Origin of the sequence: Thalassospira sp. ER-Se-21-Dark (assembly GCF_017922435.1) — a bacterium.
In the GTDB taxonomy this organism is placed as follows: Bacteria; Pseudomonadota; Alphaproteobacteria; order Rhodospirillales; family Thalassospiraceae; genus Thalassospira.
Genome location: NZ_VDEZ01000005.1, coordinates 121,620 through 145,135 on the forward strand (window position 1 = coordinate 121,620; position 23,516 = coordinate 145,135).

26 protein-coding genes are annotated in these 23,516 nt (G+C 57.5%); 5 read left to right on the forward strand and 21 right to left on the reverse strand.

Features of this window, described 5'->3' with window-relative positions:
- Window positions 1-87 precede the first annotated feature (87 nt).
- On the reverse strand, window positions 88-1,596 hold the full coding sequence (gene terL / locus FHI25_RS17450) for a phage terminase large subunit (RefSeq protein WP_210519966.1): 1,509 nt from the start codon (window positions 1,594-1,596) through the stop codon (window positions 88-90).
- A gap of 102 nt (window positions 1,597-1,698) precedes the next feature.
- On the opposite strand from terL, the gene FHI25_RS17455 reads away from it, so the two are divergent.
- The gene (locus tag FHI25_RS17455; RefSeq protein ID WP_210519968.1) at window positions 1,699-2,145 is read left to right on the forward strand and encodes a hypothetical protein; all 447 of its coding nucleotides are present in this window, start codon (window positions 1,699-1,701) and stop codon (window positions 2,143-2,145) included.
- A gap of 61 nt (window positions 2,146-2,206) precedes the next feature.
- On the opposite strand, the gene FHI25_RS17460 is transcribed toward FHI25_RS17455, so the two are convergent.
- The 11 genes from FHI25_RS17460 to FHI25_RS17510 form a co-directional block, all read right to left on the reverse strand.
- Window positions 2,207-2,518: a hypothetical protein gene (locus FHI25_RS17460; RefSeq protein ID WP_210519971.1), complete on the reverse strand. Its 312-nt coding sequence runs from the start codon at window positions 2,516-2,518 to the stop codon at window positions 2,207-2,209.
- Window positions 2,519-2,527: 9 nt separating this feature from the next.
- Entirely contained in the window at window positions 2,528-3,634 is a 1,107-nt protein-coding gene (locus FHI25_RS17465) for a hypothetical protein (protein WP_210519973.1), read from the reverse strand.
- A 58-nt stretch (window positions 3,635-3,692) separates the two neighbouring features.
- A complete protein-coding gene (locus tag FHI25_RS17470; protein WP_210519975.1) occupies window positions 3,693-5,096 on the reverse strand; it encodes a hypothetical protein in 1,404 nt (467 codons plus the stop codon).
- A 23-nt stretch (window positions 5,097-5,119) separates the two neighbouring features.
- The gene (locus FHI25_RS17475) at window positions 5,120-5,566 is read right to left on the reverse strand and encodes a hypothetical protein (protein ID WP_210519977.1); all 447 of its coding nucleotides are present in this window, start codon (window positions 5,564-5,566) and stop codon (window positions 5,120-5,122) included.
- Window positions 5,566-7,488, reverse strand: a complete 1,923-nt coding sequence (locus FHI25_RS17480) for a hypothetical protein (protein WP_210519979.1) — start codon at window positions 7,486-7,488, stop codon at window positions 5,566-5,568. The genes FHI25_RS17475 and FHI25_RS17480 overlap by 1 nt, the downstream gene beginning before the upstream one ends.
- A gap of 4 nt (window positions 7,489-7,492) precedes the next feature.
- On the reverse strand, window positions 7,493-8,071 hold the full coding sequence (locus tag FHI25_RS17485) for a hypothetical protein (RefSeq protein WP_210519982.1): 579 nt from the start codon (window positions 8,069-8,071) through the stop codon (window positions 7,493-7,495).
- A gap of 65 nt (window positions 8,072-8,136) precedes the next feature.
- Window positions 8,137-8,730, reverse strand: coding sequence for a tail fiber protein (locus FHI25_RS17490; RefSeq protein WP_210519984.1), 594 nt, complete (start codon window positions 8,728-8,730; stop codon window positions 8,137-8,139).
- A 65-nt stretch (window positions 8,731-8,795) separates the two neighbouring features.
- On the reverse strand, window positions 8,796-9,407 hold the full coding sequence (locus FHI25_RS17495; protein ID WP_210519987.1) for a hypothetical protein: 612 nt from the start codon (window positions 9,405-9,407) through the stop codon (window positions 8,796-8,798).
- Window positions 9,408-9,496: 89 nt separating this feature from the next.
- Window positions 9,497-10,045: a tail fiber protein gene (locus FHI25_RS17500; RefSeq protein ID WP_210519989.1), complete on the reverse strand. Its 549-nt coding sequence runs from the start codon at window positions 10,043-10,045 to the stop codon at window positions 9,497-9,499.
- Between the two features lie 109 nt (window positions 10,046-10,154).
- Complete coding sequence (locus FHI25_RS17505; RefSeq protein WP_008890219.1) at window positions 10,155-10,430, reverse strand: hypothetical protein; 276 nt, start codon at window positions 10,428-10,430, stop codon at window positions 10,155-10,157.
- A 38-nt stretch (window positions 10,431-10,468) separates the two neighbouring features.
- Window positions 10,469-11,284: a phage capsid protein gene (locus tag FHI25_RS17510; RefSeq protein WP_063087797.1), complete on the reverse strand. Its 816-nt coding sequence runs from the start codon at window positions 11,282-11,284 to the stop codon at window positions 10,469-10,471.
- A gap of 279 nt (window positions 11,285-11,563) precedes the next feature.
- Between FHI25_RS17510 and FHI25_RS20760 the strand changes: the two genes are divergently transcribed.
- Window positions 11,564-11,692, forward strand: a complete 129-nt coding sequence (locus FHI25_RS20760; RefSeq protein WP_282597600.1) for a hypothetical protein — start codon at window positions 11,564-11,566, stop codon at window positions 11,690-11,692.
- Window positions 11,693-11,706: 14 nt separating this feature from the next.
- Here FHI25_RS20760 and FHI25_RS17515 read toward each other — a convergent pair whose 3' ends face one another.
- From FHI25_RS17515 to FHI25_RS17540, 6 genes are all read right to left on the reverse strand, one after another.
- The gene (locus FHI25_RS17515; protein WP_210519992.1) at window positions 11,707-12,357 is read right to left on the reverse strand and encodes a hypothetical protein; all 651 of its coding nucleotides are present in this window, start codon (window positions 12,355-12,357) and stop codon (window positions 11,707-11,709) included.
- Window positions 12,358-12,428: 71 nt separating this feature from the next.
- Window positions 12,429-12,674, reverse strand: a complete 246-nt coding sequence (locus FHI25_RS17520; protein WP_210519994.1) for a hypothetical protein — start codon at window positions 12,672-12,674, stop codon at window positions 12,429-12,431.
- Complete coding sequence (locus FHI25_RS17525) at window positions 12,674-14,206, reverse strand: portal protein (protein WP_210519996.1); 1,533 nt, start codon at window positions 14,204-14,206, stop codon at window positions 12,674-12,676. Before FHI25_RS17525 ends, FHI25_RS17520 begins: the two co-directional genes overlap by 1 nt.
- Window positions 14,207-14,208: 2 nt before the next feature.
- Window positions 14,209-14,445, reverse strand: a complete 237-nt coding sequence (locus FHI25_RS17530) for a hypothetical protein (protein ID WP_210519998.1) — start codon at window positions 14,443-14,445, stop codon at window positions 14,209-14,211.
- 109 nt (window positions 14,446-14,554) lie between these two features.
- Window positions 14,555-15,058 (reverse strand): hypothetical protein, encoded by a 504-nt coding sequence (locus FHI25_RS17535; protein ID WP_210519999.1) that lies wholly within the window; start codon window positions 15,056-15,058, stop codon window positions 14,555-14,557.
- On the reverse strand, window positions 15,046-15,486 hold the full coding sequence (locus FHI25_RS17540) for a hypothetical protein (protein WP_210520001.1): 441 nt from the start codon (window positions 15,484-15,486) through the stop codon (window positions 15,046-15,048). The genes FHI25_RS17535 and FHI25_RS17540 overlap by 13 nt, the downstream gene beginning before the upstream one ends.
- A 559-nt stretch (window positions 15,487-16,045) precedes the next feature.
- Here FHI25_RS17540 and FHI25_RS17545 point away from each other — a divergent pair.
- Both FHI25_RS17545 and FHI25_RS17550 read left to right on the forward strand, forming a co-directional pair.
- Window positions 16,046-16,666 (forward strand): helix-turn-helix transcriptional regulator, encoded by a 621-nt coding sequence (locus tag FHI25_RS17545; protein ID WP_008890227.1) that lies wholly within the window; start codon window positions 16,046-16,048, stop codon window positions 16,664-16,666.
- 102 nt (window positions 16,667-16,768) lie between these two features.
- Window positions 16,769-20,014, forward strand: coding sequence for a CHASE domain-containing protein (locus tag FHI25_RS17550; RefSeq protein ID WP_210520003.1), 3,246 nt, complete (start codon window positions 16,769-16,771; stop codon window positions 20,012-20,014).
- Window positions 20,015-20,026: 12 nt separating this feature from the next.
- Here the strand turns inward: FHI25_RS17550 and FHI25_RS17555 are convergent, their stop codons facing one another.
- Entirely contained in the window at window positions 20,027-20,836 is an 810-nt protein-coding gene (locus FHI25_RS17555) for an inositol monophosphatase (protein WP_210520005.1), read from the reverse strand.
- 186 nt (window positions 20,837-21,022) lie between these two features.
- Between FHI25_RS17555 and FHI25_RS17560 the strand changes: the two genes are divergently transcribed.
- Window positions 21,023-21,898, forward strand: coding sequence for a branched-chain amino acid aminotransferase (locus tag FHI25_RS17560; RefSeq protein ID WP_210520007.1), 876 nt, complete (start codon window positions 21,023-21,025; stop codon window positions 21,896-21,898).
- A gap of 105 nt (window positions 21,899-22,003) precedes the next feature.
- Here the strand turns inward: FHI25_RS17560 and FHI25_RS17565 are convergent, their stop codons facing one another.
- Together FHI25_RS17565 and FHI25_RS17570 are read right to left on the reverse strand one after the other, a co-directional pair.
- Window positions 22,004-22,591: a DUF4136 domain-containing protein gene (locus FHI25_RS17565; RefSeq protein WP_210520009.1), complete on the reverse strand. Its 588-nt coding sequence runs from the start codon at window positions 22,589-22,591 to the stop codon at window positions 22,004-22,006.
- A 136-nt stretch (window positions 22,592-22,727) separates the two neighbouring features.
- Window positions 22,728-23,312 (reverse strand): TetR/AcrR family transcriptional regulator, encoded by a 585-nt coding sequence (locus FHI25_RS17570; protein WP_210520011.1) that lies wholly within the window; start codon window positions 23,310-23,312, stop codon window positions 22,728-22,730.
- Window positions 23,313-23,516: the final 204 nt, after the last annotated feature.

Consider the following 23,516-nt stretch of genomic DNA (forward strand, 5'->3'; position numbering starts at 1 on the left):
AAAGCTGAATTTTCCATGAACATCTCACAAATGTGATACACGGCCCCCGCTAACCATTTGGCATTGTGGGAAAGTTTTTTTCTTCCCTCACGGATTGAAATGGCTCTCGGCTGCGAAAATCCCGCTTTGCCCCCGCCAGTCGGCCCGTCTGACCGGCATATCGACCCGTGGCAAGCGCACCGGATCGTTCAAAATACACCCCGCCACCGCATCAAGCCCGTCATCCGGGCCATTGCCATCGGGATGCCAATCACGCATCTGCGCCACGAACGGGGTTTGCCCGACCGCCCGATGGACATGCAACAAGCCTGCCCCCATCACCGCGCCAAAGGCATCCTCGATCCGGGTGGCTTTGTTGGTGCTTTCATAATGCTCTACGACGCTGGCCGCCCATCCGATTGATTTCAGTTCACGCCGCAGGATATTGGGCAGGAACCGGCCAATGCCATTGGTCTCGACCCGCACAGACGGCAAGTGATGGCGCGCCATGAACCCGGCGACTTGCGCACAAAGCTGGCTGGCCTCATCCTGCCACGGTTTGTCGTCACTTGGCGCCGGATCGCTCGAACTTGATGCCCGCAGCCACGCCATATCGTGCAACCAGTATTCGCCCTGATCACAGATATAAACGCACGCCACCACCGCCCCGTCGCCGCGAAGCGACCCGAAGCTCGGATCAAAGTGACAGGCACTGGCGACCATGGTGCGTCCGCCAAGCTGAAGCGTCATCCGGCCATTGCCATGGGTAATCTCGGCCGCGTCGTCATAGAACCGCAATTTCGCGGGGTCGAGCATCCCGGCCACCGGGGCGACCATTTCAAGCATCATCTGGCTTTGAAACTTGCGTTCGGGTGTGCGGGCCCGCATCGCCGCAATCGCCTGATTGTCAAACCGTTCCGGCCAGTTCGATGTCCCGTCCCTATTGACGATGGGCAGCTCAAAGCGTGAAAACCCGGCCAGAAACGGGGCTGCTTCCCCCACCTCGGACCGGGCTTCACGGGCATAGATCGAATAATAACTGTGCGGTGTGCCGACATAAAGCTGCGCACCGGTCGGGCCCAGCACATAGGCAATCTCGCCAAGCTTTTCGCGCAGTTCGGACCGCTTGTGGGCGGTGTCGCTGTTTTTGGGCACCTCGACATCATCGCAAATCACGATATCGGCCCGTGACCCCGTGATATTGCCGCCGATCCCCACCGCCTGCATGGAGGGATCACGCAACACAGCCGGGCGCGCCACGGTAAATCGCTCGCTGCCCCAATCAATCAGCTTTTCGGGCAACAGTGATGCCATCAGCGGATGGCGCTCCACCACGCGCTTGACGTTGCGCACCATCTTTTTCGCAAGGTCAAGATCGGCCGCAAGCACGAGAATGCGCAAGTCGGCATTCCGATACAGCAACCAGGCACAAAACAACCCGACCAGCGTCGACTTGCCGGAATTGCGAAACGCCATCAAAAGCATCTCGCGCTTGCCCGATTGCCAGCAGTCTTCAAGCCAATCGGCCATCTTGCGATGATGGGCGGGCAGGCTGAGCCCCAACATCTGATCCCAGATCCAGACGAATTCGGCGAAGCGGGCCTCTGCCTTTGGCATTTTCCTCACTCCATCAATTTGGTTGTTGCGGTCTGTCACGTTCGCGTCCGGGCGACGTCAGAGCTGTGTCTGAACACAATGACAACAAGGAGCAACCCGATCATGCAGACCTATCGCAGCATGCGTCTTGGCGGCCTGATGGCAGCCTTTCTTTTCCTGGCACTTGGTCTTTTGCTGGCCCAGCCTGCACACGCCAAGCCGCCATCGGCCTGTGCCCCGACAACGTTTTCACTCAGCGGCAGCAATGTCGACAATCTCTGGAAACAGGTTACCAACAACCAGTGGAGCAAAATGTTGCCCATGAACTGGCAGGATAACGGGTTTCATTTTTACGCAAGGGTCCGTGAACGCGGCCCGGATGCCGGGATCAATACCCCCTCAGACCTTGAATCTGAAATCCGCCGTGGCACGCCTTCTGCCGAGGGCACGCCTAACCGCTGGCAAATCACGCTTCCCGTCACAAGCAGCACTGGTCGTCCCTTAAGAGTGATTTACGACTATTCCGGTGGCAAGAACGCCAAATGCCAATTGGTGACATTGTCCTACTGATCAAAGCGCCCCACCATTTGGAGCATCATCAAATGGTGGGGCATGCCCGGTTCATGGCATCTCATACCCCGTCAAGACTGCGCTTTGCCTCGGCAATCAGCTGATCAACATTGGTCTTGTCCGATGCTGCGTCGTCCACGTCCCCAACCCCCTGCGCCGCCCAGCGCAGCAATTTGATCAAACCATCAAGATGCCCGAGTGCCGCCTTGCACGCCGCCTGATGAGTGTTGAAATCCTTGGCGTCGCGCAAAAGCGCCGCCTGCTGTGCGGCCCGGCGATAGGCATTGCGCACGCGTTTGATATCTCCCGGCAAATCACGCAACAGTTCGGCGCGCACGGCCGCGACTGGATCAGTATTTTCCGGCTCACTCATTGCCTGTCCTTAAACCGTCGAAAGCTCTGAAAGCCGCGCATTGGAAAGCTTTTCGGGCCAATAGGCCAGATTGCGCAGATGCCCGTTCATCGCCTTGTCCGTCCCGCCAAAACTGCCCAGCACGATGTTGGTGAAATTGCGCGGCATGGCAAAGCCATCCGGGGAGGACAGCACCACACCATCCAGCCCGACCGAAACTTCGTCATCATCCCACGCCAATGCGATGCGATGGCGGCTATCCTTGGCAAGCGTGCCGTAAAGCGACTGGGTAACAATGGGTTCACCCCCCTTGCGCAGTGAAATACGCAACTGATCGGCATCGCTGTCATAGCCAAGATCAAGGTGATCATCATTAAGGCTGCTGGCATAAAGCTGCACGATCCGCCAGATACCCGCCCAATCCTTGGCAGTATGGATATCAAACACCAATGTGCCCTGCCCTTGCGCGAACCAGTCGCCGGGATCGAGCCGCACATCATCGGCCGCGCGTGCGGCCGGGATGCCGTTGCTGATGATATCGCTTGTCGGCACCGGCCCGGCTTCAAGCTGCGCATTCCAGATCAGGATTGAGGCCGGAAGCGCGCTGATCGCGGTGCTGATTTTCGGATAGCGGGTTGCACCGGATGCCGGTTCAGCAATCCACACCCGCTGCCAGTTTTCATCCAGCGTAAAGCCGTACGTGGAAGGCCCATCAATGCCACCCAGCGTAATGTCAGCCGTGCCCGAAACAGCGCGCATCCAGATCGCAAAGCAATAGCTGTCACTGGCGACAAGCCCGCCGACATTCTGATAAAGCCCGTCCGCACCCCCAGCAGTACCGGGCAGGTCAAGCTGCATGGCGGTTGTCGTGCCATCGGGTGCGGGGGTCGCACTGCTGCTGACCACCACACCGCTGTTCTTTTCCCAAAGCGCATTGTCAAACGCGGTCGAATAGCGCAGCAAATTACTCGCCGCCCCCTCGATCAACAGGCCCAACCGCCGACCAAGCCCGTCATGATCATAACCCGGTTCATCGTTTGAGCGGATTTCAAGCAGGCCATTTTCGGCGCGGATCAGCTTGGTACTGGCACGCGCGAGCTTCATGCAGGCCGCAAGCGGCTGATAACGCAATCCCATTGGATGCATCTCCGAACAGTGAGTTTTGATGGATGGCGGCGACAGGCCGAGGAACGCCCTAGCCGCCAATGCGATGAATGTGGCACCAGGTCAAAAGATCACTCGCCCCGATTTCGCGCGTTTGGCTATCGCTATGAAGAATGCGCAGGCGCAATCCTGTGCCCGGCGTGGTGCCAATTCGGGCAATACCATTCAGCCGCAAACTGTGCGCCGCGCCGCTGCCCGTGGCGGTGATGTCATTGGCCTGCATATGGCTCGACCAATCGGTGCCATCAAAGCGTTCCAGTGACAATGTGGTAAAGACCGACTGGTCGGTAATCGGCAACCGCACCCCGATATCAACGTGATAGAACCCCGGCGGCAGGCCGGTCACACCATGCACGCCACTGTCATAAAGCCCGTGGCTGTCTTCGATCACCTGATCCCATTCCACCAGAAACGCGCCGCCCGCCGGGATCGACTGGCTATTGGTTCGAAGAAGCTTGATCACCGGGCCGGTTTCATGGATCGGGGCGGCAAACCAGCGCGTGCCATCGCAGATCAGATCGACCATGTCGCCCCGTGTTGGCAGCGGATAAACAGTCACTTCTGCCCCGCCATTGGTCGGGCGGATGACATCCCCGGATGCGGACGTGATATCGACCATCGTGCCATCGCCGTTAAAAACCCGAAAGCGCACGCCATTGCGCGCAAGGGACGCCACCGGCAAGGTCAATTGTGCCCCGCTTGAAAGCCTGACCAAGGATCCGGTTTCGCGGATATCCATGATGCGCGAAACCGGCGCGTCAATCACCGGCATGCGGCGCTCATCCTCCCACGCCAGGACATCCCCACTGCGAAAATCAAGATCGAGCATCGCCGAGGCTGTGGATCGCTCAAACGACGCACGCGCGTTTTCCGCGCGGCTTTCGGCGGCCTCGGCCCGGTTGGCAGCATCCTGCGCCTGACTTGCCTTGCTGCTGGCATAGGCGATGTCATCCCCGCTTGGCCCATTGGCAAGCCCCGTGCCCGCTTCATCCCAGATCAACGCCCGACCGGGTTCAATGACGGGAAGCTCCGCCGATGTCGCGTCCGCTTGATCCGCGCCAAACCGCAACGTGCCCGCAAGTGCCCGGTCGACATCGCCAAGCGCTGCCGTCATGAAATCAAGATCACGCTCCAGCGCATCACCGCGCGGGATCGACATGGCGTCAAAGGCACTCAGACGGCGCAAATGCAATTGCCGGGCAATGGTGATGGTGGTGGCATTTGCAGGCGGATTTTCAAACTGCACGACACCACCCCCGCCCTGATCGGCAGGCGTTAGGGCGATGTGAAAGCCGGTATCGGTTTCCGTTCCATCGATGCTGATCCGCACATCGCCCTCATCAAACACATCAAAATCAAATGGAAAGGTATCGCGCGTACCATCGCCGACAAAGGCGATGGCGGCACGGATCTGATTGGCAAAAACAGCGCCCATAGCGTACTTCCCCCTAAATATGATCAGCCCCAGCCATCACGCTTGGAAAACCAGGCATTCAGCCGTGCGACCGTGTCATCCTGTGAAGATCGCAGAAGCGACTTTTCACGCCAGGCGGCCTGTTGGTTGATGCGACTGCGGTTTCTCGCGGCGGCGTCCACGCTCTGGTTCGCATCCTGCCGGGCGGCTTTTTCGTACCCCGCCAGAACCGCACTGGCCGATCCCGATCCACCGGCCATCAGGCCCGATGCTCCTTGCCTTGCGCGGATGGTGGCCTGACGCCTGCGTAGGTCTTCTTCGCGTTTAGCGGCATCTTCGCGCTCGCGTGCTTCGATCTCGGCCAGATCGGCCTGACGGGCGGCTTCGCTTTGATTGATGCGGGCCTGCGCATCGTTTTGACTGGCTGCCACACGCTGACCGGTTTGCAGCACCGATGCTGCCATCGGCACGATTGATGTAAATCCACCCATCAGTCATTCACCCCCATTTCACTGGCCGCACCGAGCAACAAAAAAGGCCGGGGCAATGCCCCGGCGATGCGCCATAATCCACTTTTAACCGTGCCCCCACTGCCCCGCCGCCAGCCAAGCGCGCGCAGCGTGATATCCCCGCTATACAGCGCGTTTCTATCATCGGGCGATACCGGCAGCGCGACATCGCGTAATCCCCGTCCGGTATCGACGCGAAGCTGCCCGGTTTCCTGCAAACGCAAGGTCACCGAGACCAGCCGCACGGCATTGCCGCCATGCGGGCGACTGCCATCCGATGCGGCCGGCGGCAGGGCATAAATTTCATGGGTAAAGGGCAAGCCGACCTCGATTTCCGGTACGGCCCCAATACTCTCAGGCAACGTAATCGTCCCCCCGGCAACCGAGATATCGCTGGCGATAATGCCATCGTGCCAGACGGAAACATCCAAACCATCCAGCGGATCAAGATTGCCCCAGTGTCGGCGCGGGAGTTCGCCCTCTGCAACCTTTTGGCGGCGATACAGATCAAAGCCGCATTCCGGGTCAAACACGCCGAGGAAATAGCGGCCATCGCGTTCCAGCACGACATAAACCTCCCCGCCCGAGACGGAGACGGATATAAAACGACATCCCGCCACCGATTGCGAAGACCAGGCGGTGATCGCCTCACTGCGGTACAGTGTCAGGGTCGCAAGCGATCCATCACGCATCACCACATGCAAAAGACGCCGGTCCGGATCAAAGGCCTGATCAATAGGATGATTGATCAGATGACGCGACAGCAAGGCAAGGTCGGCCGATCCATAGGCCTGCTCGACATCGGTAAACAGGAATTCGCGGATTTCGCGTCCGCTCCGCCCGGCAAACAGCGTTGCGCCATCGACATTGACCAACGGCACGGTGCGATTACTTTGGCTGCCAATCCGGGTTTGGCGGGTGACCTGCACATTGGCCGGTGTTAACGGATCGCCCGTCACCATCCATTCCGACCCGCTGGTAAAGACCTGCAAATGACGCCCGGCGAAAATGCCGGTAATGGCATTGACCTGATCGGCCAGAAGGGCGAATTCAATCGCCTCGTCATCCAGTCCCTCGCCCAGTTCGAAATTAAACAGATCGCCGGATTTCGACATCCACAGCCGGTTGGGCAGATCGCGCGACCCGCCAATGATCAACCGGTCCTGATGAAAGGTCACGCTGCGTGGCCAACCGCGCACCTCGGAAAAGGCCTGCTCGACAAAATCGACGGTGGTATTGGCATTGGGCAGGGCCTGTTTCAGCGCAATTGTCGCGGTGCGGGTATCAGCAACGCTTTTAATTTCGCCCTCAATCCCCTGAATCCGCCAGAGCGTGCCGAGATGTTCAGGCACGAACAGATCCATATTGGCCGTCACCGTGACCGTGCCGCTGGTGCCCGACGGGGTCAGGGTCGCAGCCGGTTCGACAAACTTGTAATAGGGCTGGCTGGTGCGAAAGTTGGTTTCGCGCCATGCCCACAGGCTGGTTTGCCAACTGCCATCGCCTGTGCGCGTGATCCGCACCGGCTTGGTATCGGGATGCACCACCAAAAGCGTATCGGCACTTTGCGTCCAGTTCAGAAGATCGTGCTGTTCGACCCCGAAGGTTGTTTCAAACCAGATCGTCTCGACCCCGTCCTCAAACACCAGCGCCTCGTTATCGCCAAAAGCCAGCAAATAGGTCTGCTCGGTATTGAATTCGAACTGGATCAAACGCGTCGGCCCCGGCAATTCATCGATCAATCGAATACCGGGACGCCTACGCACCCCACCCGATGGCTCGATAAACACATTGCGCAACCGCGCCGCGCCATTGGCATAGGCACTCAGATCCGACCGCCCCCACAATTCCGGGGCCAGCTCACCGGTCGAAAAGGTGTTCTTCTCCAGAACGCGGCGTGCCATGAGCTCAATTCCTTGCAGAAATCAGGGAAAAATCATCAATCGCGTGCGGGGTCGATTGCTGCGCATCGGCAAGTCTGGCTTCGCGCAACTGATCCTCGGCCCGCTTGAAAAGGTACTCTGCGCGCGTGCTGCTCTCGGTCAGCGGCAGGCAAAATTCCGCTGCCAGCCGCGCCATCAAGGCAAGATCAAACCAGGCCGGAAAGCTGCCCTCCGGCAAGCGTGCGACATAGCTAAGATACGCACTGTCACTTGCGACCAGAACCGCCTGATCACGCAGCTCGAACCGGGCAATCTTGCCCCCGTCATTTTCAAGCGACAGCAAACGGATAAAATCACGCGGCAAGGCAAACAGATGGCTTCCATCCTTGGGCGATATCGCCGCATCCCCGTCCGCCAACCGAGACAACCAGCACCCCCGCCCGGCAAACCGCCACGGATACCCCGCCAGCATCCCGTCGCGCACGCTCGGATACAGCATCCGGGCAATCTCGGCCTCGGCGACGTCTTCCTCAAACGACGAAATCGGCGCCGCCCCGATCATCACCAATGCGCGTGCACACAGCGCGACATCACTTAATGCCATCACATCCCCCCAACAAAAACGGAGCCCGGAAAACCGGGCTCCGCCAAGGTTCTTGTTCGCTGCGATCAGACCTTGATGATGTAATTCACCACCAGGAACGGCTGCATGTTGTTGTGCGGCTGATCGCCGCCCGCATCGGAAACCGAATACCATTCCTGTGAAGTTGGATTCACACCACGCTCTGCTTGCGCACTCATGCCATAGGTTTGAAGATGCGGTGCACCGTATTGATGCGTGTGGTTTGGCATCTCATCAATCGTAAGCTGGTGCGTTTCTTCACCATCAACGGCACCGATCACACGGTCCGTTAGACCATCACCCTGACCGGCACCAATCGGTGCACGACCGCGCAGGTCAGGCAGTTTGAAACTGCCCGCAGCCTGCCCGACACCGTAAGATGTACCAATCGCGGTAAACAGGTCAGCATATTCCGCCGCCAGAAGTTCCGCACCATCACACATCATAAAGCCTTCCGGTGCCACCGAACCGGCAAACGGGAGGATGGTCGCAACCGGTACAGAACCACCGCCAGAACTGCCACCGCCAAACAGGCTTTCAAGCGCCTGCAACAACTGGGTATCATCCATGCGATCGGGAACGATATCCGCCGCCAGAACAACATTGAGAACTTCACTTTCAACCGGACTTAAACACTGCATGTAAATTCTCCAACTTTGGTCAAAAAAAGAACCTCGGCAAGGAAGCCCTGCCGGGGTTAGTTCAATCAAACCCACTCGACGATCACGTAACCATCGACACCAAAATTACCTGAGTAATCAGGTGCCGGGTCCGCAGTGCTAGTACCGCCCGTACCGACAACGATCTGCAACGTCTCGCCCGGCAGCACGGCGAATTCCTTTATCGCCAATCCGCCATTTCCGCCTGCACCGCCGGTTAGGCCATCTTGGGAAGTCGTGCCGTTGCCCCCTGGTGAACCTTGCCCGACAAGGTTCACATCACCGTTAGTTGCACCACCATGTGGTGCGGAAATGGCGGTTGTTTTGGCAGACCAACCACCTGTGCCGCCCTCGGCAACGACAACGACCTGTTGATAGGTAACACTGGACGCCTGACCGTCTTCCGACTGTTCACTGACCCTGTTGCCGTTGAGGCCACCGCCGCCACCGGCACCAGATACGGTTACACGCAGCTTCGTGACACCTTCAGGTACGACAAAAGTTCCGTCTTCGGTGAAATACTGACGGGTTGGCAGTGAGGCAGCTGCAAGCTTCTGAATTGCCTGCAGCAACTGGGTTTTGTCATCGCAATCGGGCCAGATGCCTGCACCCTGAATAACGTTGAGAACTTCACATTCCACTGGGGTTGAACCCTGCATGGACAGTCTCCTTGGTTGGGTAAAAAGAAACCTCGGCGAAAATGTCACCGGGGCGAGAGAAAAGGTATGATTTGGTTTGGGGACTGGCGTCAGGCTGCGGCAGGTTGTGCCGCCTTGATCGCGTAGGTCACCGCAACGTTGCGTGGGCGGGTTTCATCGCCGACACGAGCGTTCGGGGAATCGGCGCTATCGAAATGAAGCCGGTTCTGATTGGTGATACCGGATGTCGCGTCGGTGGTGCCAGATTGCGTCGTGTAGCTAAATGCACCCTCGGGCGAGTTAAATCGGCTCACGACACCGATACTGCCGGTAATCTGTTGCATCTGGTCACCCTGATCAGATGCGAACACACGCCCCTCATCCACACCTCGGCCAGCATCAAAGCCGCGGAGGAACTCACCACGCAGATCTGGAATATTGAAGGTCGTGGTGCCGTCGCCTTCGCCCCAAACGGTGCCAAGTGCAGCAAACAGGTCGGCAAACTCCGTACGGGAAACGGCAGAACCATCACAGATCAGATAGCCATCTGGCACGGTCTCGGTGGCAAAGGCATGGATGGAGGCAATTGGCACCTGCAGGCCAGCAATCTGGGCGGCGTCAAATTCGGTGCAGATTGTAATCTTATTACCGTTACACATAGAATGTCCTTTTTTCAGGCGAGAAAAGAAACCCCGGCAACACATGTCACCGGGGCGAGGTTGAGGGAGGATGAAAAGGGTGGATTGGACCGGGTCGAGAAAGCCCGGATCAGTCGGTGTTTGAGGTGCCGATTGCTGTCATGTCGCGCACATCGACGCCGTTCGCACCAGCACTTGCGACGACGAACAGGCCGCCGGACATCGTGGCGTCGCGGTTGGTGTTGGCGATGATGAAATCGCCGACGCGCAGCATGTCGCGGGCCTCAAGAAAGTAATCGGCGGTGTCGACGTCGGCGGCGACGTCCGGCGTGATGTAGTGCCACAGCGTAAAGCCGTTGGCGTATGCCAGAACACTGAGGTTTCTGGCTTTGAAACCTTCTGCCATTTTGGGCTCCTTGGTTCGGGAAAAGTCGTGTGAGGGTTTTATTCCTGCGCCTTGATGCAGGTGACACCATCGCCATCAATCAGCGTGGCGCCCTGGCTCATGGAGTTGTTGACAAAGTGGGCGGCGTGATCGCCGTGCCAGGTGATGTCGGACTGAACATCCGAGCCGATGGCATGGCCAATGGCGGTGCGGTGATACCAGAAGCAGGAGCGAATGCCGCTTGCGACCGGCAGACCGGAATGCGGCATCCAAAGCGTTCCGAGCCAGCGTTTGGCCTGTGTGCCCTTCCACGGCAAATCTTCATCGCCGATATAATCCGATCGTGAAAATTCATCGATCAGAAGCAGCTCCGACCACTGTTTCCAGCCGACAATCGCATAGCGCTGCCCGTCATCGGGCACGTCGCGATCGCCAAGGCCTTCGAACGCCATCATCACCTTATCAAGCGTCATCCCCTCGGTATTATCGGGCACGACATCATCGGCCCCGACCAGCGCATTGATGATCAGCTCGTCGGTCTTGCGCCCCAGCGCATAGGCCCCGGCATTGGCCAGCACCATCTTTTCATCATGGTTGATTTTAAGCTCGTCCAGCGCATCGACCCAGTCACCGGCGTAATAATCACGCAGGTCACAACGCACCGCCTCGTGATCGACATTCATCACCGGTACTTTGCCATGGCGGGCCTTGGTGGTGGCCGTGCCCTTGCCGACTTTCTGGAAAACCGTGGTCGCGCCCTTGATGGCGTTTTTGACCCGCACCGTGTTGCGCAGTTTTGATCCCATGCGTTGATAGGCCTGATGCACATCGGCCTGAAAATGGTCGATGAAGCTTTGATCAATCGTGGTTGTCATCGCCTTTTATCCCCTTGTTTCAGATATGGTTTTGTCGTGATTGCAGGCAGCCGCCGGGGTTCAATTGCGCTGCCCAAAAAGGCCGGTGCCACAATTGCCCCAAAACCGGTCATTTTCCGGCCAAGGTTTGGTGGTTTAAGAACGCTGTTACAGGGAACCTCATCCATCGAGGTTCCGTAGGACACGCGCTTGATTTGCCCCGACCTGTTGCACCCGACGGGCTTTTCTGCGCGGTCCGGTCCAAGACAAACAAGAAAACAAAGAAAAAGAGTATCTGCCGTGAAGAAGTCGGTTTTGCTTGTGTTCAGCCTGATCGGGCTGGGTGTTGCGGGCTATTTTATTTTGCCGCTGACCCCGATCCCGGATTATGTCAGTGCGGTATTTGATCGCGCCGACAAGCTGTTCTAGGCTCAGGACTTGGGCTATTCCCCGGAAAGCCGGGCGAAATCCGCCTGCACCTCCGCCACCAGCGCCGGTTCGCGATCCCGCCAATAGCGCGGATCATTCATCTTGCGCCGGATTTCAGACCGAAGCCGCGTCTCCCCCGCCCCGCCGTCGACCTTGCCAAGGGCGGCCTCATCACTTTGCGCCATCATGCGGTGCATGGCACGCACCCCATCGGCCGTCTGACACAGGGTTTCAAACGCGGTTTCGGGCAGATTGGCCTTGCCCCAGTTTTCGATTTTCGGGGCGAGCTTTTTCCAGCTTTCCGCCCCGCCAAACTCGGCCGCCAATGCCGCACGATCCGTCGCCCGCTGTGCCGCCTGATCCAGATCACCCAGAAGCGGTGAAAGAACCTCCCCCGCCAGATCATAAACCAACTGAGCCTGGGCGTTGCTGAAGCCCGCCGCATGCAGGCGCTGGTTTAAATCCGTATCAATATCTTCCATGCCATCTGCAAGCGTGATTGCGTAGGCATCCGGTGTTTCGGGCACCAGATCGGCAAGGTCGGCGGGATCAAGTTCGGTTTCTGACGTTTCATCGGTGGTATCAAGCAGTTCGGGTGTTTCTGCTGCTTCCGGTGCTTCCGGCGTCTCGGTTTCCGGTGAGAGAAGGTCGGGTTCGGTTGTCATGCGAACACTCCGCTAATTGGGGTCAAACTTTGATTGGCATGTGTGGCGCGAGGTTCCCGCGAAGGCGGGGATCAATCCTCGGCAGAACGCTCCGCCAGTCGCTTGATCTGAAGCACCAGCGCGCGCTTCCCTTCGCGCATCCAGATCGCCGCAGTGCTGGCATCCGGGCCAAGGGCGGTGTGCAGGAAATGCTGTTCCAGATCGGCCAACACCTTTGCCCCCGCGTCACTGTCAAAACAGGTCTGCCAATGATCGGTGCCGCTTTCTGACAGGCTTTCACTTTCGGCCTCAAACCAGTCCCATCCATTGCCTGTCATCACACGGCCTCCGCAATTTCGGCTGGCAGGCTTGGCCGCAAAAGATGGTCCGGCACACCAAACTGATCGGCAAGCCAGCGGACCATGACGGGCAGATCAACCTCGGCCAGTGCTTCGGGGCCAAGACCCGCAATGCGCGACAGCCAATCAAGGGCCTGTCCCGCCTGCACCCGTTTGGGCAATTGCGCCAAGGGGGCCGCATGACGGAGCACGACGACATCGCCATCGAGCGGAATGTCGGGAAGCTCCCCGGTTTGGGTCAGGATATAAAGCGCGCGCCTCATCAGCGGATAGAGCAATTCCGCCTGCAACCGGCCATAGGTTGCCCCCAAAAGCCGCGCATTTTCCGATGCGCGTTCAAGCACCTCGGTCGCGGTCATGCCCGGTTGATCAGTTTGGCCCAAGCGATCTGCCAGAAGGCAGCGCCGGATACGGTCGCGCAGGTCTGAGAGAACAAGATCAGACACATCAAACCGACCGGGGGCTTCCAGCGGTTTGAGCCCGGCCGACCCAACGGCCTTGGGGATGATGCTGCCCGGCACAAGCCGAATGGTGGCCGGGTTGAGCACCCCGTCATCATCGGCCTGCCAGATGCCGGTAACGGCGATGGAGGCGTTTTTCAGAACCAGCTCAACCACCTTATTGGCGGTCTTGATATCAGGCAGTGCCTTCATCACAGGTGATCTGCCATAGATCTCGCCCGGCGCCTTCATCCAGCGAAAGGCGATATAGGGCGATACATCAAACCGGTCGCGATAGATCAAATCACCGGTACTGGCATCGCTGTCTTCGCGAAAGACACACAGCTCGTAACCGGTTTTGCGATCCGTTGCCGGAAGCACAGCCTCGATCACGGTGATGCGTTTTGGCGCGTCCTTGTCATCCTGATCACCGGTAACGCCCTTGGCGCCTGGCCAGGTTTGCATGATCTCATCGCGGGTGAGTGCCAGTTTGCGAAACACCGCATCCATCTTGCCATCGGAGCGTTCTTCAAATGCCAGATCGCGCAACGGCACGGCGGTAAAGCGCAGCGCAGACGGGCTGTGCAGATCAGCCCTTTCAAGCCGCAAACACGCAGTTCCGGCGGTGACCAGATCCAGAAACGCCTGATGCATTTCAACCGCAAAGTTGGAGCGATCAAAATGCCCCTGCAAAATCCGAACGGCCCGGCCAAGCTGCTCGGTCAGAACCTGTCGATCCGCATTGGCGACATTGCCACCGGGCTCCAACTCAAACCAGCCGCCACCGGGCGGGGTGATTTCTGCCATCAGGCTGGCGGCAAGCTGTTCGACCGCATCGGACGCGGTTGCGTCAAACACCCGATCAAGGCGCTTGCCGCCATTGGTCTGGTTGCTGGCCGCCGCATTGCGCTGTGGCAGGGCGAATTCATAGCAATCCTGCCAGTGGGTCAGCCAGTTGCGCCTGCGTTCCATCGCCTTTTGAAAACGGCCGCGCAGCTGGGCGATATCGGCCCCCGAGTATGCCTTGTCCTCACCTTCAGTCATCTCGCCAGGCTTTTGCGATTTCGCCATGCCTATTCCCCCAACAGGTTCTTGCCGCCGCCCGCCTTGGCGATACGGTCACTTAAAAGCCCGCGATAACTTGTCCCGATCAGGCTGGCACGCCCATAGCGACGGCGTTCAAGCGCCTCGGTCCGCGCCGATCGCGCGGCGTCTTCGGCGCTGGTGTCGTCGTCGGCATTGGTGACTTTTTGACGTGCAGCCGGTGCACTGACGGCGGCCGGCTTTGGTGTCGAAAACAAACTGCCCATCGCTTTTCCTTCCCGATCCCCCAAACGCAAAAACGCCCGCAAGGGTCGGAACCCTGCGGGCGCATCTGTGGCGTTGATTTGTCTCTTATGTCACATTAAAAAGAACAAATCAAGAACATTTTTCAGAAAAAAACACATCGCCGATCCGATCGGGGTTTTCAGCCGCCTGCTGCAGATGGCGATACAACTGCCAGGGGGTGATGAGCCAGAAGGCCGAAATGCCCAAAAGGCGCTTGATAAGCTCGACACAGCTCATCGGGCCAAATCGTACCTTGCGGGTGACGGCGGCCGGATAAGACGCCCAGATACAGTGATAACCAAGGCCGCGATAATAGGCTGCCGGATCAAAGATCGGCGAATAGCACCAGCTTTCACACCGCACCCGATGGCTTTGCGGATCAAGACAAATCCACTCCCCTGCCCGCACCCCGGAGACCAGCACAAAGCAATGGCGAAAGCCCGGTTTGAGAACCCGCAACAATCGCTTTTCCGGCGCATCGGCAAACACCACCAGCACCGAGACCTCGCGCCCGGAAACGGACTGACTGGTCCAGTTATCGGCCATTTCCGAAACGTCTGATCGGGCAACATCTGTGGTCATCACATCGTGCATGGCGACAGATCCCCACCCAGTTCAACAGCCACATCTTCGTGATGGAAACTTTCATCCCGCCCGCGTTTGACGATGCCGCGTGTGACCAGCACATTTTCAAGGGATTCCATGGCCTGTTGCCACAAGTCGCCCTTGCCCTTTTCACGCGGATCACGGGCATCGGGTTCGCGTTCAACCAGTCCGAAATATTCCAGAACCTGCAAATGCCGGTCGCCCAGAATGCCCGCCTTCTTAAGACGCATCACCGCGTTATAGACATCATCAGGATCACAGGGGCGCACCACCTCGCCCGCGTCGGCCACCACACGCGCACCTTCAATCCTGGCGGTTTGGCAACGCACGAACCAGAACCATGCCTGCCGGGCACTGGAAAAGGGTGTGATGTCGCGCGCAGAAAGTGGTTTGGGAAAAAGTCTTTGTTCGGTCACGTCGCCCTCCTGCTGGATAAAACCTGTTCGTTCCACCGGACCTGCAACCAACCGTTCACCGCACCAAACCTTTGAAAAAGATAAAACTTTCCCGTTCGCGCATCTTGCGATGCACGCTGGTTTGATGAATGGTTTGTGATGTCCCCAAGGGCGGTGTTCCGCCCGCGCATATCGACGGTTCTCGCCGTCTTTTCAGCCGAACCTAAAAAGGTCCGACTTATTTCCAGATGCAATTCCGGTGTTGATATGCAAGCTATAATCTCTTTTTGTTCTCATTGTAAAGGATTAATTTCCTATTCCAAAGATGAGGATCATGCATTCAATCCGATCAAAGACCGTGCTGTTTGACCATCAAGCCTCTGAGAATGAAGGGTAAAGTTGCAATCAGGATCGATGGAAATGCGGTATACTTTTTGTTTTGGTCACCGTGATCAGAACGCCCCGGTTTGCAGGACTTGCGCCGCCTCAACCGTGCAGGATTGTTATCTGATGCCGATTCCCGCCTCAGAAGAAGGAATTAATTCCTTCTCTCTGATCTTGCCTGCTGCTAGAATGCGGCATGATCAGACATCAACAAATATGGGCCGCGCTTGATCAAATCGCCGAAGACCATGGCTTGACGCCATCGGGACTGGCACGGCTGGCGCAACTTGACCCGACGACATTCAACCGGTCCAAGCGCACGACTGCGCAGGGCAAGGCGCGCTGGCCGTCGACCGAAAGCATTTCAAAGGTGCTTTCCGTCACCGATGTCAGTTTCCGGGAATTTTCCGAACTGGTGGATGGCAATGGCGCCGGGCGTATCCCCGTGATCGGCTTTGCCCAGGCAGGCAATCGCGGCTTTTTTGATGATGCCGGATATCCGGTTGGTGGATCATGGGAAGACATCACCTTTCCGGCCCTGCATGACCCAACCGCCTATGGATTGCGGATATCGGGGGAGTCCATGGCGCCGGTATTTCGCGATGGCGACCTGATCATTGTCAGCCCGGCATCCAACATCCGCCCCAAGGACCGCGTGGTTGTCAAAACCCATGAGGGCGAAGTCATGGCCAAGGAACTGGTCCGGCGTGGTGCGCTGGGTGTCGAGTTAAAATCCCTGAATCCCGATTTCGAAGACCGTTTTATTCCCGCAGAGGAAATCGACTGGGTCGCCCGTATTTTGTGGTGCAGCCAGTAAGCATTCGAGTAAGCCTTTGGCCTTTCGCGCACATTCGATGATTGATCTATTCAAATCCGCCCTGCGACACATTACATTTGGTCATAGCAAAAGAACCGGCTGATGCCAGAGGGGAAGGGGAACAATCGTTTGACGCTGCAACGCCATCACATTGTGCGTTCTCTGGTGGTTATCCTTGCCTATTTCGCAACGGGCTATGCCGGACTGCAACTTCCGTTCTTTGGCACAAGTGTCACCCTTGTCTGGCCGCCATCTGGCATCGCAATCGCCGCGATGGTGTTTTGGGGCTGGCGGTATTTCCCGGCAGTGTTCATCGGTGCCCTTCTGGTTAATCTGGCGACGTCGCCGTCGGTGCCAGCAGCCCTTATGATCGCGGCGGGCAATACCCTTTCCGCCGTGTTGCCCGCCCTTTTGATCGTGCGCCTTGCCGGGAATTATCCGCTGGCGCAATTCCGCAGCATGCTGGTTTTCCTTGCGCTGGGCGCGGTATGTGGCCCGGCCGTCGCGGCCCTTTTCGGCAGCACCACACTCAGCATGGTTGTTATCGGCAACTTTGATCAGTTCGGCGAAATCTGGCAGGGCTGGTTCCTGGGCGATCTGGTCGGTGCGATTGTGGTCGGACCACTGACCTTGCGCCTGATGAACCGGCAGCCGGTATCGCGTTCGCTCCAACACTATGGCGAACTTGCCTTCATCGTCATCGCGGCCGTCGTTCTGGCCTCCGCCGTTCAGACAACGCCGCTGATCTCAGAGCCCGAATATCTGTTTATCTTTGTCTCCGTACCGCTGGTGATCTGGGGGGCGGTGCGCTATGGACTGCTGGGCGCGGTTCTGATCAACGCCGTCATCGTTGCCGACATCATCGTCTTTGCCGCCCTTGGCAATAAAACCTTTGTCGGTGTGGGACTGAATACAGGCCTTCGCAACCTTTATGGCTATGTCATTGCCATTTCGGTCGGCACCCTGTTTCTGGCTGCGGGCATGGAACGGATTGCCGCGATCACGACACGAACCCTTGATGGGCGGCAATCCGAAGATGTCCATCGCTTGCGCAGGACGCTGTCGATCATCATTGGCGTGATCGGGTTTGGTGTCTCGGGGCTGGCATCCTGGTACACCTATACCCAGCTTGTTGCCGCCGACCGGTCATCGACCGACCAGTATCGTCTGGCGTTTGAAGCGTCCCTTCGCGAAGAACTTGGCGGGGCCACCGATGCGCTGGTTGCGGTCAGAACGCTGTTTGACGTGCATGGCAGCGTTTCGGCCAATACCTTTGATGCGATGATTGCCCCATGGGTCAATCGTCGGCCCGGTGTTGCCGCCCTTGAATGGGCGCCGCATGTTGAACGCCGGGCGCGCGGCCTGATTGAAGAAAACGCCGAGCTGCGCGGGGTGACCAATTTCGCCATTCGCACCCTTGTCGATGGCGAACTGCAAACGTCAAGCGAACAGGATACCTATTATCCGGTCTTCTTTGTCTTCCCGCGGTCGGGGAATGAAAAAGTCATCGGCTTTGATATGATGAGCGAACCGTCGCGGCGACGTGCGCTTGAAACCGCCCTTCAGACCAGCAATGTCACCCTGACCGAGCCACTCGAACTGGTTCAGGCGAATTCGGCCGTCGTGACGTCGCTTGCGTTTCTGGCGGTTGAAAATCGTCGGGACCGCACCGGACCACCACTTGGTGTCGCCATCGGAGTGTTGCGTCTGACCGACATGATCAGCCGGGCGGCACGTGTGGCGCGCATTCCGCTGAATTTTGAAATCCATCTTGCCGACCTCAAATCCAAGTCGGACAAAAAACTAATCTATTCCAACCGGTTATCCACCTACGCGATCGAGCACATTCGAGAAGAACTGGAAAAGCCGTTCAACCCGAATGTTTCGAACTTCACGTTTGGCTATCGCGACTGGACGATTGTCCTGCATCCCTCGGAACGCGGCTTTGGCACGCTGCTTTATTGGCAACCATGGGCGATCTTCGTCTTTGGCAGCACGGTCAGCATTCTGCTTTTGATCTATCTGCGGTCGCTGAACCGCACCGAAAAATACATCGTCAATCTGGTCGAGACCCGGACCCGCGAACTTGAAGACGCCCGCGCATCTGCCGAAAACGCCATGAACCAGGCCCAGCAGGCTGATCGCGCCAAATCGGAATTCATCGCCCATATGAGCCACGAGTTCCGCTCCCCGATGACATCCATTCTGGGGTATGCCCAGCTTGCCAGTGACAGTCTGGACAAAGATGCCAATACCGAAACGCTGCGCAGTTACCTGTCGACCATTCGCGGGGCCGGTCGCCACGTTCTGTCGCTGATTGGTGATATTCTTGATATTTCCAAGATCGAGGCCGGCAAGCTTGTGCTGGAAGAAAGCCCGTTTGACCTTCATCACATCTGCGAAGAAGTTGTTTCGATGATGCTGGTCCCGGCACGCGCGCAGGAAAGCACGCTTGAGCTTGATATCGATCCGAAACTGCCGCGCCATATGATTGGCGATCCAGTGCGTCTAAAACAGGTGCTGACCAACCTTGTTTCCAACGCCATCAAGTTTACCAAACAGGGCAAGGTTCTGGTTGTGGTGCAGGCACTCGACATCACCGAAGATGGTGTTTCATTCCGCATTTCGGTGCGCGATGAGGGGATCGGCATTGCGCAAAACAAACTCGAAGCCATCTTTGATGCCTTCACCCAGGCCGATACCACCACGACCCGCCGTTATGGCGGCACCGGACTTGGCCTGACAATTTGCCAGCGCATGGTTCAGGCGATGGGCGGCCGGGTGCAGGTCGAAAGCGAGGAAGGCAAAGGCAGCCGCTTCTGGTTTGACCTGACACTGCCACGCAGCAGCGAAACCGACGTTGCGCAGCAGGAAGGACAAACCGCAAGCCCGGACGACGCCCGGTCTGAAAAGGCCGAGGCAGCTGATCCGGGCGCATGGAACCTGCTTTTGGTCGAGGACATCGAAATCAACCGCATCCTTGCCCAGAAATTGCTGGAAGCACAGGGGCATACGATTACCACGGCTGCTGATGGGCAGATCGCACTTGATATTCTTGCCGGTGCCGATTTCGACGCTGTTCTGATGGATCTTCACATGCCGGTTCTTGATGGCATCGAGGCCACCCGGCGTATCCGCGCCTTTGACGATCCGGTCAAGGCGACCATTCCGGTGCTTGCCCTGACCGCGGACATATCAAACGACAATCTCGAAAACTTTCACGAGACCGGCTTTGATGCCTATTGCACCAAGCCGCTTGATATCGCGATGATTGACGCTGAACTGGCCCGCCTTATTCACCGCAAATTTGACGCCCGCCTGGCGCGAAATGAAACGCCAGCAACCTGATGCGCGGGCTGCCTAACGGCTGATACCGGTCATGGATTTAAGTTCTTCGGCGACATTGGGCCCGGCAGTCAGGATCGGTGCGCCTTTTTCAAGCGCATCGGGGGCGCGCAGATAATCATTGGCCCAACCGCCCGCTTCCTGCATCAACAGGATCCCGGCCAGACAATCCCACGGATTGATATGCGGTTCGTAATAGCCGATCATCCGCCCGGCCGCGGCATAGGCCATCGAAAGTGCGCCTGATCCGTTCCGCATAAAGATGCCCTTGCGATCCAGCAAGTCCTTGATAAACGGCATAATCGCGTCACTTGTCGTGCGATGTGACATGCCAAGCCCCATCACGCCATCGCCCACGGTTTTGGCCTCACTGGCCTTGATCGGCTCGCCATTGGCAAACGCACCCTGACCGCGACGGGCACTGAACAATTCCTTGCCGCACGGCTGATAGATCAGGGCGATCTCGATCTTCCCCTTGACGACAAGGGCGATGGAAATGCACCAGCTTGGCATCTGATTGACAAAGCACGCCGTGCCATCAATCGGGTCAATCACCCACAGGCAATCATTGTCGCCCTTCTCGATGCCCATTTCCTCACCCAGAAAGCCGTCCTCGGGAAAGGTGTCGGCGATCTGATCACGAATGATCGCTTCGACATTCTTGTCGGCGATACTGACCATATCGAGCGGGTTTTCCTTGGCCTCGACCTCGAGATCGCCGGCACTGCCGTCGAAATATTCCATCGCGCGTTTTCCGGCAGTGCGGATGACGTCACGGGCATGTTCGAACCGCGCGTCGAGATCAAGTTTGACGTCATCACCCATCCTGTTTTCCTTTCAAAGCGGAAAGCGTCTCAAAATCAACTATCTATAGAAAAACCTATCGCATAACTGCTTGCAAGGTTTCATGACATTTCAAAGGCACTAAAGCGGTGATGTTTTCTTTGACCATTTGATTGCAAAAATCCTATGCTAGGCAGCGCTAATGAACCGCCCCACAGGAGTACAAAAATGGGTCACGCCGCCACCGATAGCACTGTCACAAACTGGACCTGGTATCAGGGCCAATGGCACGAAGGGAACCCCAACATCATTGGCCCACAAACCCATGGTTTCTGGATGGCCTCGACCGTGTTTGATGGTGCACGCCGCATGAATGGCAAAATGCCGGACCTCTATCCGCATTGTGCGCGTGTGATCCGCTCGGCCGAACTGATGGGCCTGAAACCGACGATCACCACCGAGGAAATCGTCGCACTGGTCAAGGAAGGCGTTCAAAAGTTCGACCCGGAACTCGCCCTTTACATCAAACCGCTGGTGTTTGGTGGCGAAGGCTTTATCGCACCTACGCCCGAAAGTGCGCAGTTCGTGCTGTGCATTTCCGTCAGTGAAATGCCAGAAGCCATCCAGACCGGCTTTAGTGCCCGCAAATCAAGCTTCCGCCGCCCGTCGCCGGAAAGCGCGCCGACCGAGGCCAAGGCATCCTGCCTGTATCCCAATGTTGGACGCGCAGTGACCGAGGCCACCAGTTCGGGCTTTGACACCGGCGTGATGCTCGATCCGATTGGCAATGTGGCCGAGTTTTCCTATGCCAACCTGTTCTTTGCCAAGGACGGCACGGTCTTTACCCCGGCGATCAATGGCACGTTTCTGAATGGTCTGACCCGTCAGCGCGTGATCAAGCTTCTGCGTGAGGACGGCGTTGATGTGGTGGAGAAGACCTGCAAATACGAAGAACTCGAAACCGCTGACGAGATCTTTGGCACCGGCAACTATTACAAGGTCGCCCCGTGCGTCAAACTGGATGACCGCAACCTGCAGCCCGGCCCGATCACGCGGCGTGCGCAGGACCTTTACACGGCCTTTGTTGCGGCCAGCGAAGACTGAGCGCAGTTAGCAGTTAGCACATGATCGACAGACAAACGGCCCGAATATCCGGGCCGTTTTTTTGTTCTGTCAGAACGCTTTCTTACTGCGCCAAGGCTCTGGTTCTTACTGCGCCAAGGCTCGGGGCGCGCTATTGCCCGCCACATACGGATATTGCGCAAAGATCGACGCCACGGCAGCCCGCACCGTTTCATTGGGGGCCTCGCGAAGCGAACTGGTCACCCGCGAAACAGCTGTGCCTTCCCAGACCATCTGACGGGTCTGGCGGTCAACCAGATCAATGCTCAGCGTGCCTTCGGTATAGCTATCGACATATCCCGGTTCGACATAGCCCGGCCAACCAACATACATGCCGCTGCGATAGCCATAATAGCCGCCCATATAGACCGGCGGTGAGGAGCGTGTCTTTTTCTCGGTCTTGAGATGGAAATTGATCAAAAGGTCCGGGTTATGGATATCAAGCTGATATCCGCGCGACACCATTGCGGTGTTGATCGCATCCTCGATCCGCTGACCCGACAGGGTCTGATATTGCGCCTCGGCATTCTTGCCGGCCCCTTCGACAAAGGCGAATGTCTGATACTGTCCGAAATCGGCCGCCGGATCGGCATCGGTATAGATGCGCGGACCTGTGGCACAGGCCGCCAGGACCGTTGCCATCATCGCCACCAGCACAAGTTTCATCTTCGTCATTGCCCGTGTCCTTTGGTTTGAAATGTTTGTCGGACCAAGTGCGACACGCATCGGGTAAATGCGCCAAACCCCTAATGCATCATCAGAAAATGCGTAAATAATGGCAATCAACTTTTAGGAGAAAAACAATCGGGGCTCAGCCAATCAGATCTTTGGCCAGTGCGCGCAATTCACTGATTTCATCATCAAGGATGGCCCGATCCCCCATGCTATGGGCCAGAATAATAGCACCCTGCCACCGCAGGATGATCTGACGACCGGTCTTTGCGGCTGTTTTGCGATCTACCCCGCCTTCTTCAAGCTGACTGGCAACCCAGTTGATCAGGGCATCAAACACCGCCCGCCCGGTTTTGCGCGACGGGGTGAAATCTTCATCGCCGGGCAAATCAAGCATCAGCCTTGCCAACGGGCAACCGTGACTGACACGCCTAGGGGTCATGGCATCAAGATAATCAAAGAACTTCGCCAAACGGTCCGCCACCGAACGCGACGTGGAAAGACTTTCAAGAAGCGGAACAAACTCCCCTTCCATGGTTTCCAGTGCCGCCAGGGCAAGGTCGTGCTTCTTGGGAAAGCGGTAAAACACGCCACCGGCGGGTAATCCGGCCTCGGTCGCGACCGCCTGAATGGTGGCGGCGTGATAGCCATCGCGCCAGATCACATTCATCGCCGCACGGGCAAGCTTTTGACGCTTTTGCTCGGAACTCAGCTTGGTGGCCATGGATACCTCAACACATATAAGTCAGTTCACTAACTTATATCTTAAACCTTATGTTCCTGTTAACTGCCCGGTTTAGGTGCCCTTTGGATGCCTTAGTCCGCATTTAGGCATACTGAGAAATTTGAAAGCATTGCACAGGGCGTGTATCACTGACCCATCGGACACACGCCAAAACGGCACAAGAGCAACAACACACTCCGGAGC

What these genes read in the sequence shown, in the direction of transcription:
- terL (WP_210519966.1), bottom strand. Translation starts at nt 1,596, where the DNA reads ATGCCAAAGGCAGAGGCCCGCTTCGCCGAATTCGTCTGGATCTGGGAT.
- FHI25_RS17455 (WP_210519968.1), top strand. Translation starts at nt 1,699, where the DNA reads ATGCAGACCTATCGCAGCATGCGTCTTGGCGGCCTGATGGCAGCCTTT.
- FHI25_RS17460 (WP_210519971.1), bottom strand. Translation starts at nt 2,518, where the DNA reads ATGAGTGAGCCGGAAAATACTGATCCAGTCGCGGCCGTGCGCGCCGAA.
- FHI25_RS17465 (WP_210519973.1), bottom strand. Translation starts at nt 3,634, where the DNA reads ATGGGATTGCGTTATCAGCCGCTTGCGGCCTGCATGAAGCTCGCGCGT.
- FHI25_RS17470 (WP_210519975.1), bottom strand. Translation starts at nt 5,096, where the DNA reads ATGGGCGCTGTTTTTGCCAATCAGATCCGTGCCGCCATCGCCTTTGTC.
- FHI25_RS17475 (WP_210519977.1), bottom strand. Translation starts at nt 5,566, where the DNA reads ATGGGTGGATTTACATCAATCGTGCCGATGGCAGCATCGGTGCTGCAA.
- FHI25_RS17480 (WP_210519979.1), bottom strand. Translation starts at nt 7,488, where the DNA reads ATGGCACGCCGCGTTCTGGAGAAGAACACCTTTTCGACCGGTGAGCTG.
- FHI25_RS17485 (WP_210519982.1), bottom strand. Translation starts at nt 8,071, where the DNA reads ATGGCATTAAGTGATGTCGCGCTGTGTGCACGCGCATTGGTGATGATC.
- FHI25_RS17490 (WP_210519984.1), bottom strand. Translation starts at nt 8,730, where the DNA reads ATGCAGTGTTTAAGTCCGGTTGAAAGTGAAGTTCTCAATGTTGTTCTG.
- FHI25_RS17495 (WP_210519987.1), bottom strand. Translation starts at nt 9,407, where the DNA reads ATGCAGGGTTCAACCCCAGTGGAATGTGAAGTTCTCAACGTTATTCAG.
- FHI25_RS17500 (WP_210519989.1), bottom strand. Translation starts at nt 10,045, where the DNA reads ATGTGTAACGGTAATAAGATTACAATCTGCACCGAATTTGACGCCGCC.
- FHI25_RS17505 (WP_008890219.1), bottom strand. Translation starts at nt 10,430, where the DNA reads ATGGCAGAAGGTTTCAAAGCCAGAAACCTCAGTGTTCTGGCATACGCC.
- FHI25_RS17510 (WP_063087797.1), bottom strand. Translation starts at nt 11,284, where the DNA reads ATGACAACCACGATTGATCAAAGCTTCATCGACCATTTTCAGGCCGAT.
- FHI25_RS17515 (WP_210519992.1), bottom strand. Translation starts at nt 12,357, where the DNA reads ATGACAACCGAACCCGACCTTCTCTCACCGGAAACCGAGACGCCGGAA.
- FHI25_RS17520 (WP_210519994.1), bottom strand. Translation starts at nt 12,674, where the DNA reads ATGACAGGCAATGGATGGGACTGGTTTGAGGCCGAAAGTGAAAGCCTG.
- FHI25_RS17525 (WP_210519996.1), bottom strand. Translation starts at nt 14,206, where the DNA reads ATGGCGAAATCGCAAAAGCCTGGCGAGATGACTGAAGGTGAGGACAAG.
- FHI25_RS17530 (WP_210519998.1), bottom strand. Translation starts at nt 14,445, where the DNA reads ATGGGCAGTTTGTTTTCGACACCAAAGCCGGCCGCCGTCAGTGCACCG.
- FHI25_RS17535 (WP_210519999.1), bottom strand. Translation starts at nt 15,058, where the DNA reads ATGCACGATGTGATGACCACAGATGTTGCCCGATCAGACGTTTCGGAA.
- FHI25_RS17545 (WP_008890227.1), top strand. Translation starts at nt 16,046, where the DNA reads ATGATCAGACATCAACAAATATGGGCCGCGCTTGATCAAATCGCCGAA.
- FHI25_RS17550 (WP_210520003.1), top strand. Translation starts at nt 16,769, where the DNA reads ATGCCAGAGGGGAAGGGGAACAATCGTTTGACGCTGCAACGCCATCAC.
- FHI25_RS17555 (WP_210520005.1), bottom strand. Translation starts at nt 20,836, where the DNA reads ATGGGTGATGACGTCAAACTTGATCTCGACGCGCGGTTCGAACATGCC.
- FHI25_RS17560 (WP_210520007.1), top strand. Translation starts at nt 21,023, where the DNA reads ATGGGTCACGCCGCCACCGATAGCACTGTCACAAACTGGACCTGGTAT.
- FHI25_RS17565 (WP_210520009.1), bottom strand. Translation starts at nt 22,591, where the DNA reads ATGACGAAGATGAAACTTGTGCTGGTGGCGATGATGGCAACGGTCCTG.
- FHI25_RS17570 (WP_210520011.1), bottom strand. Translation starts at nt 23,312, where the DNA reads ATGGCCACCAAGCTGAGTTCCGAGCAAAAGCGTCAAAAGCTTGCCCGT.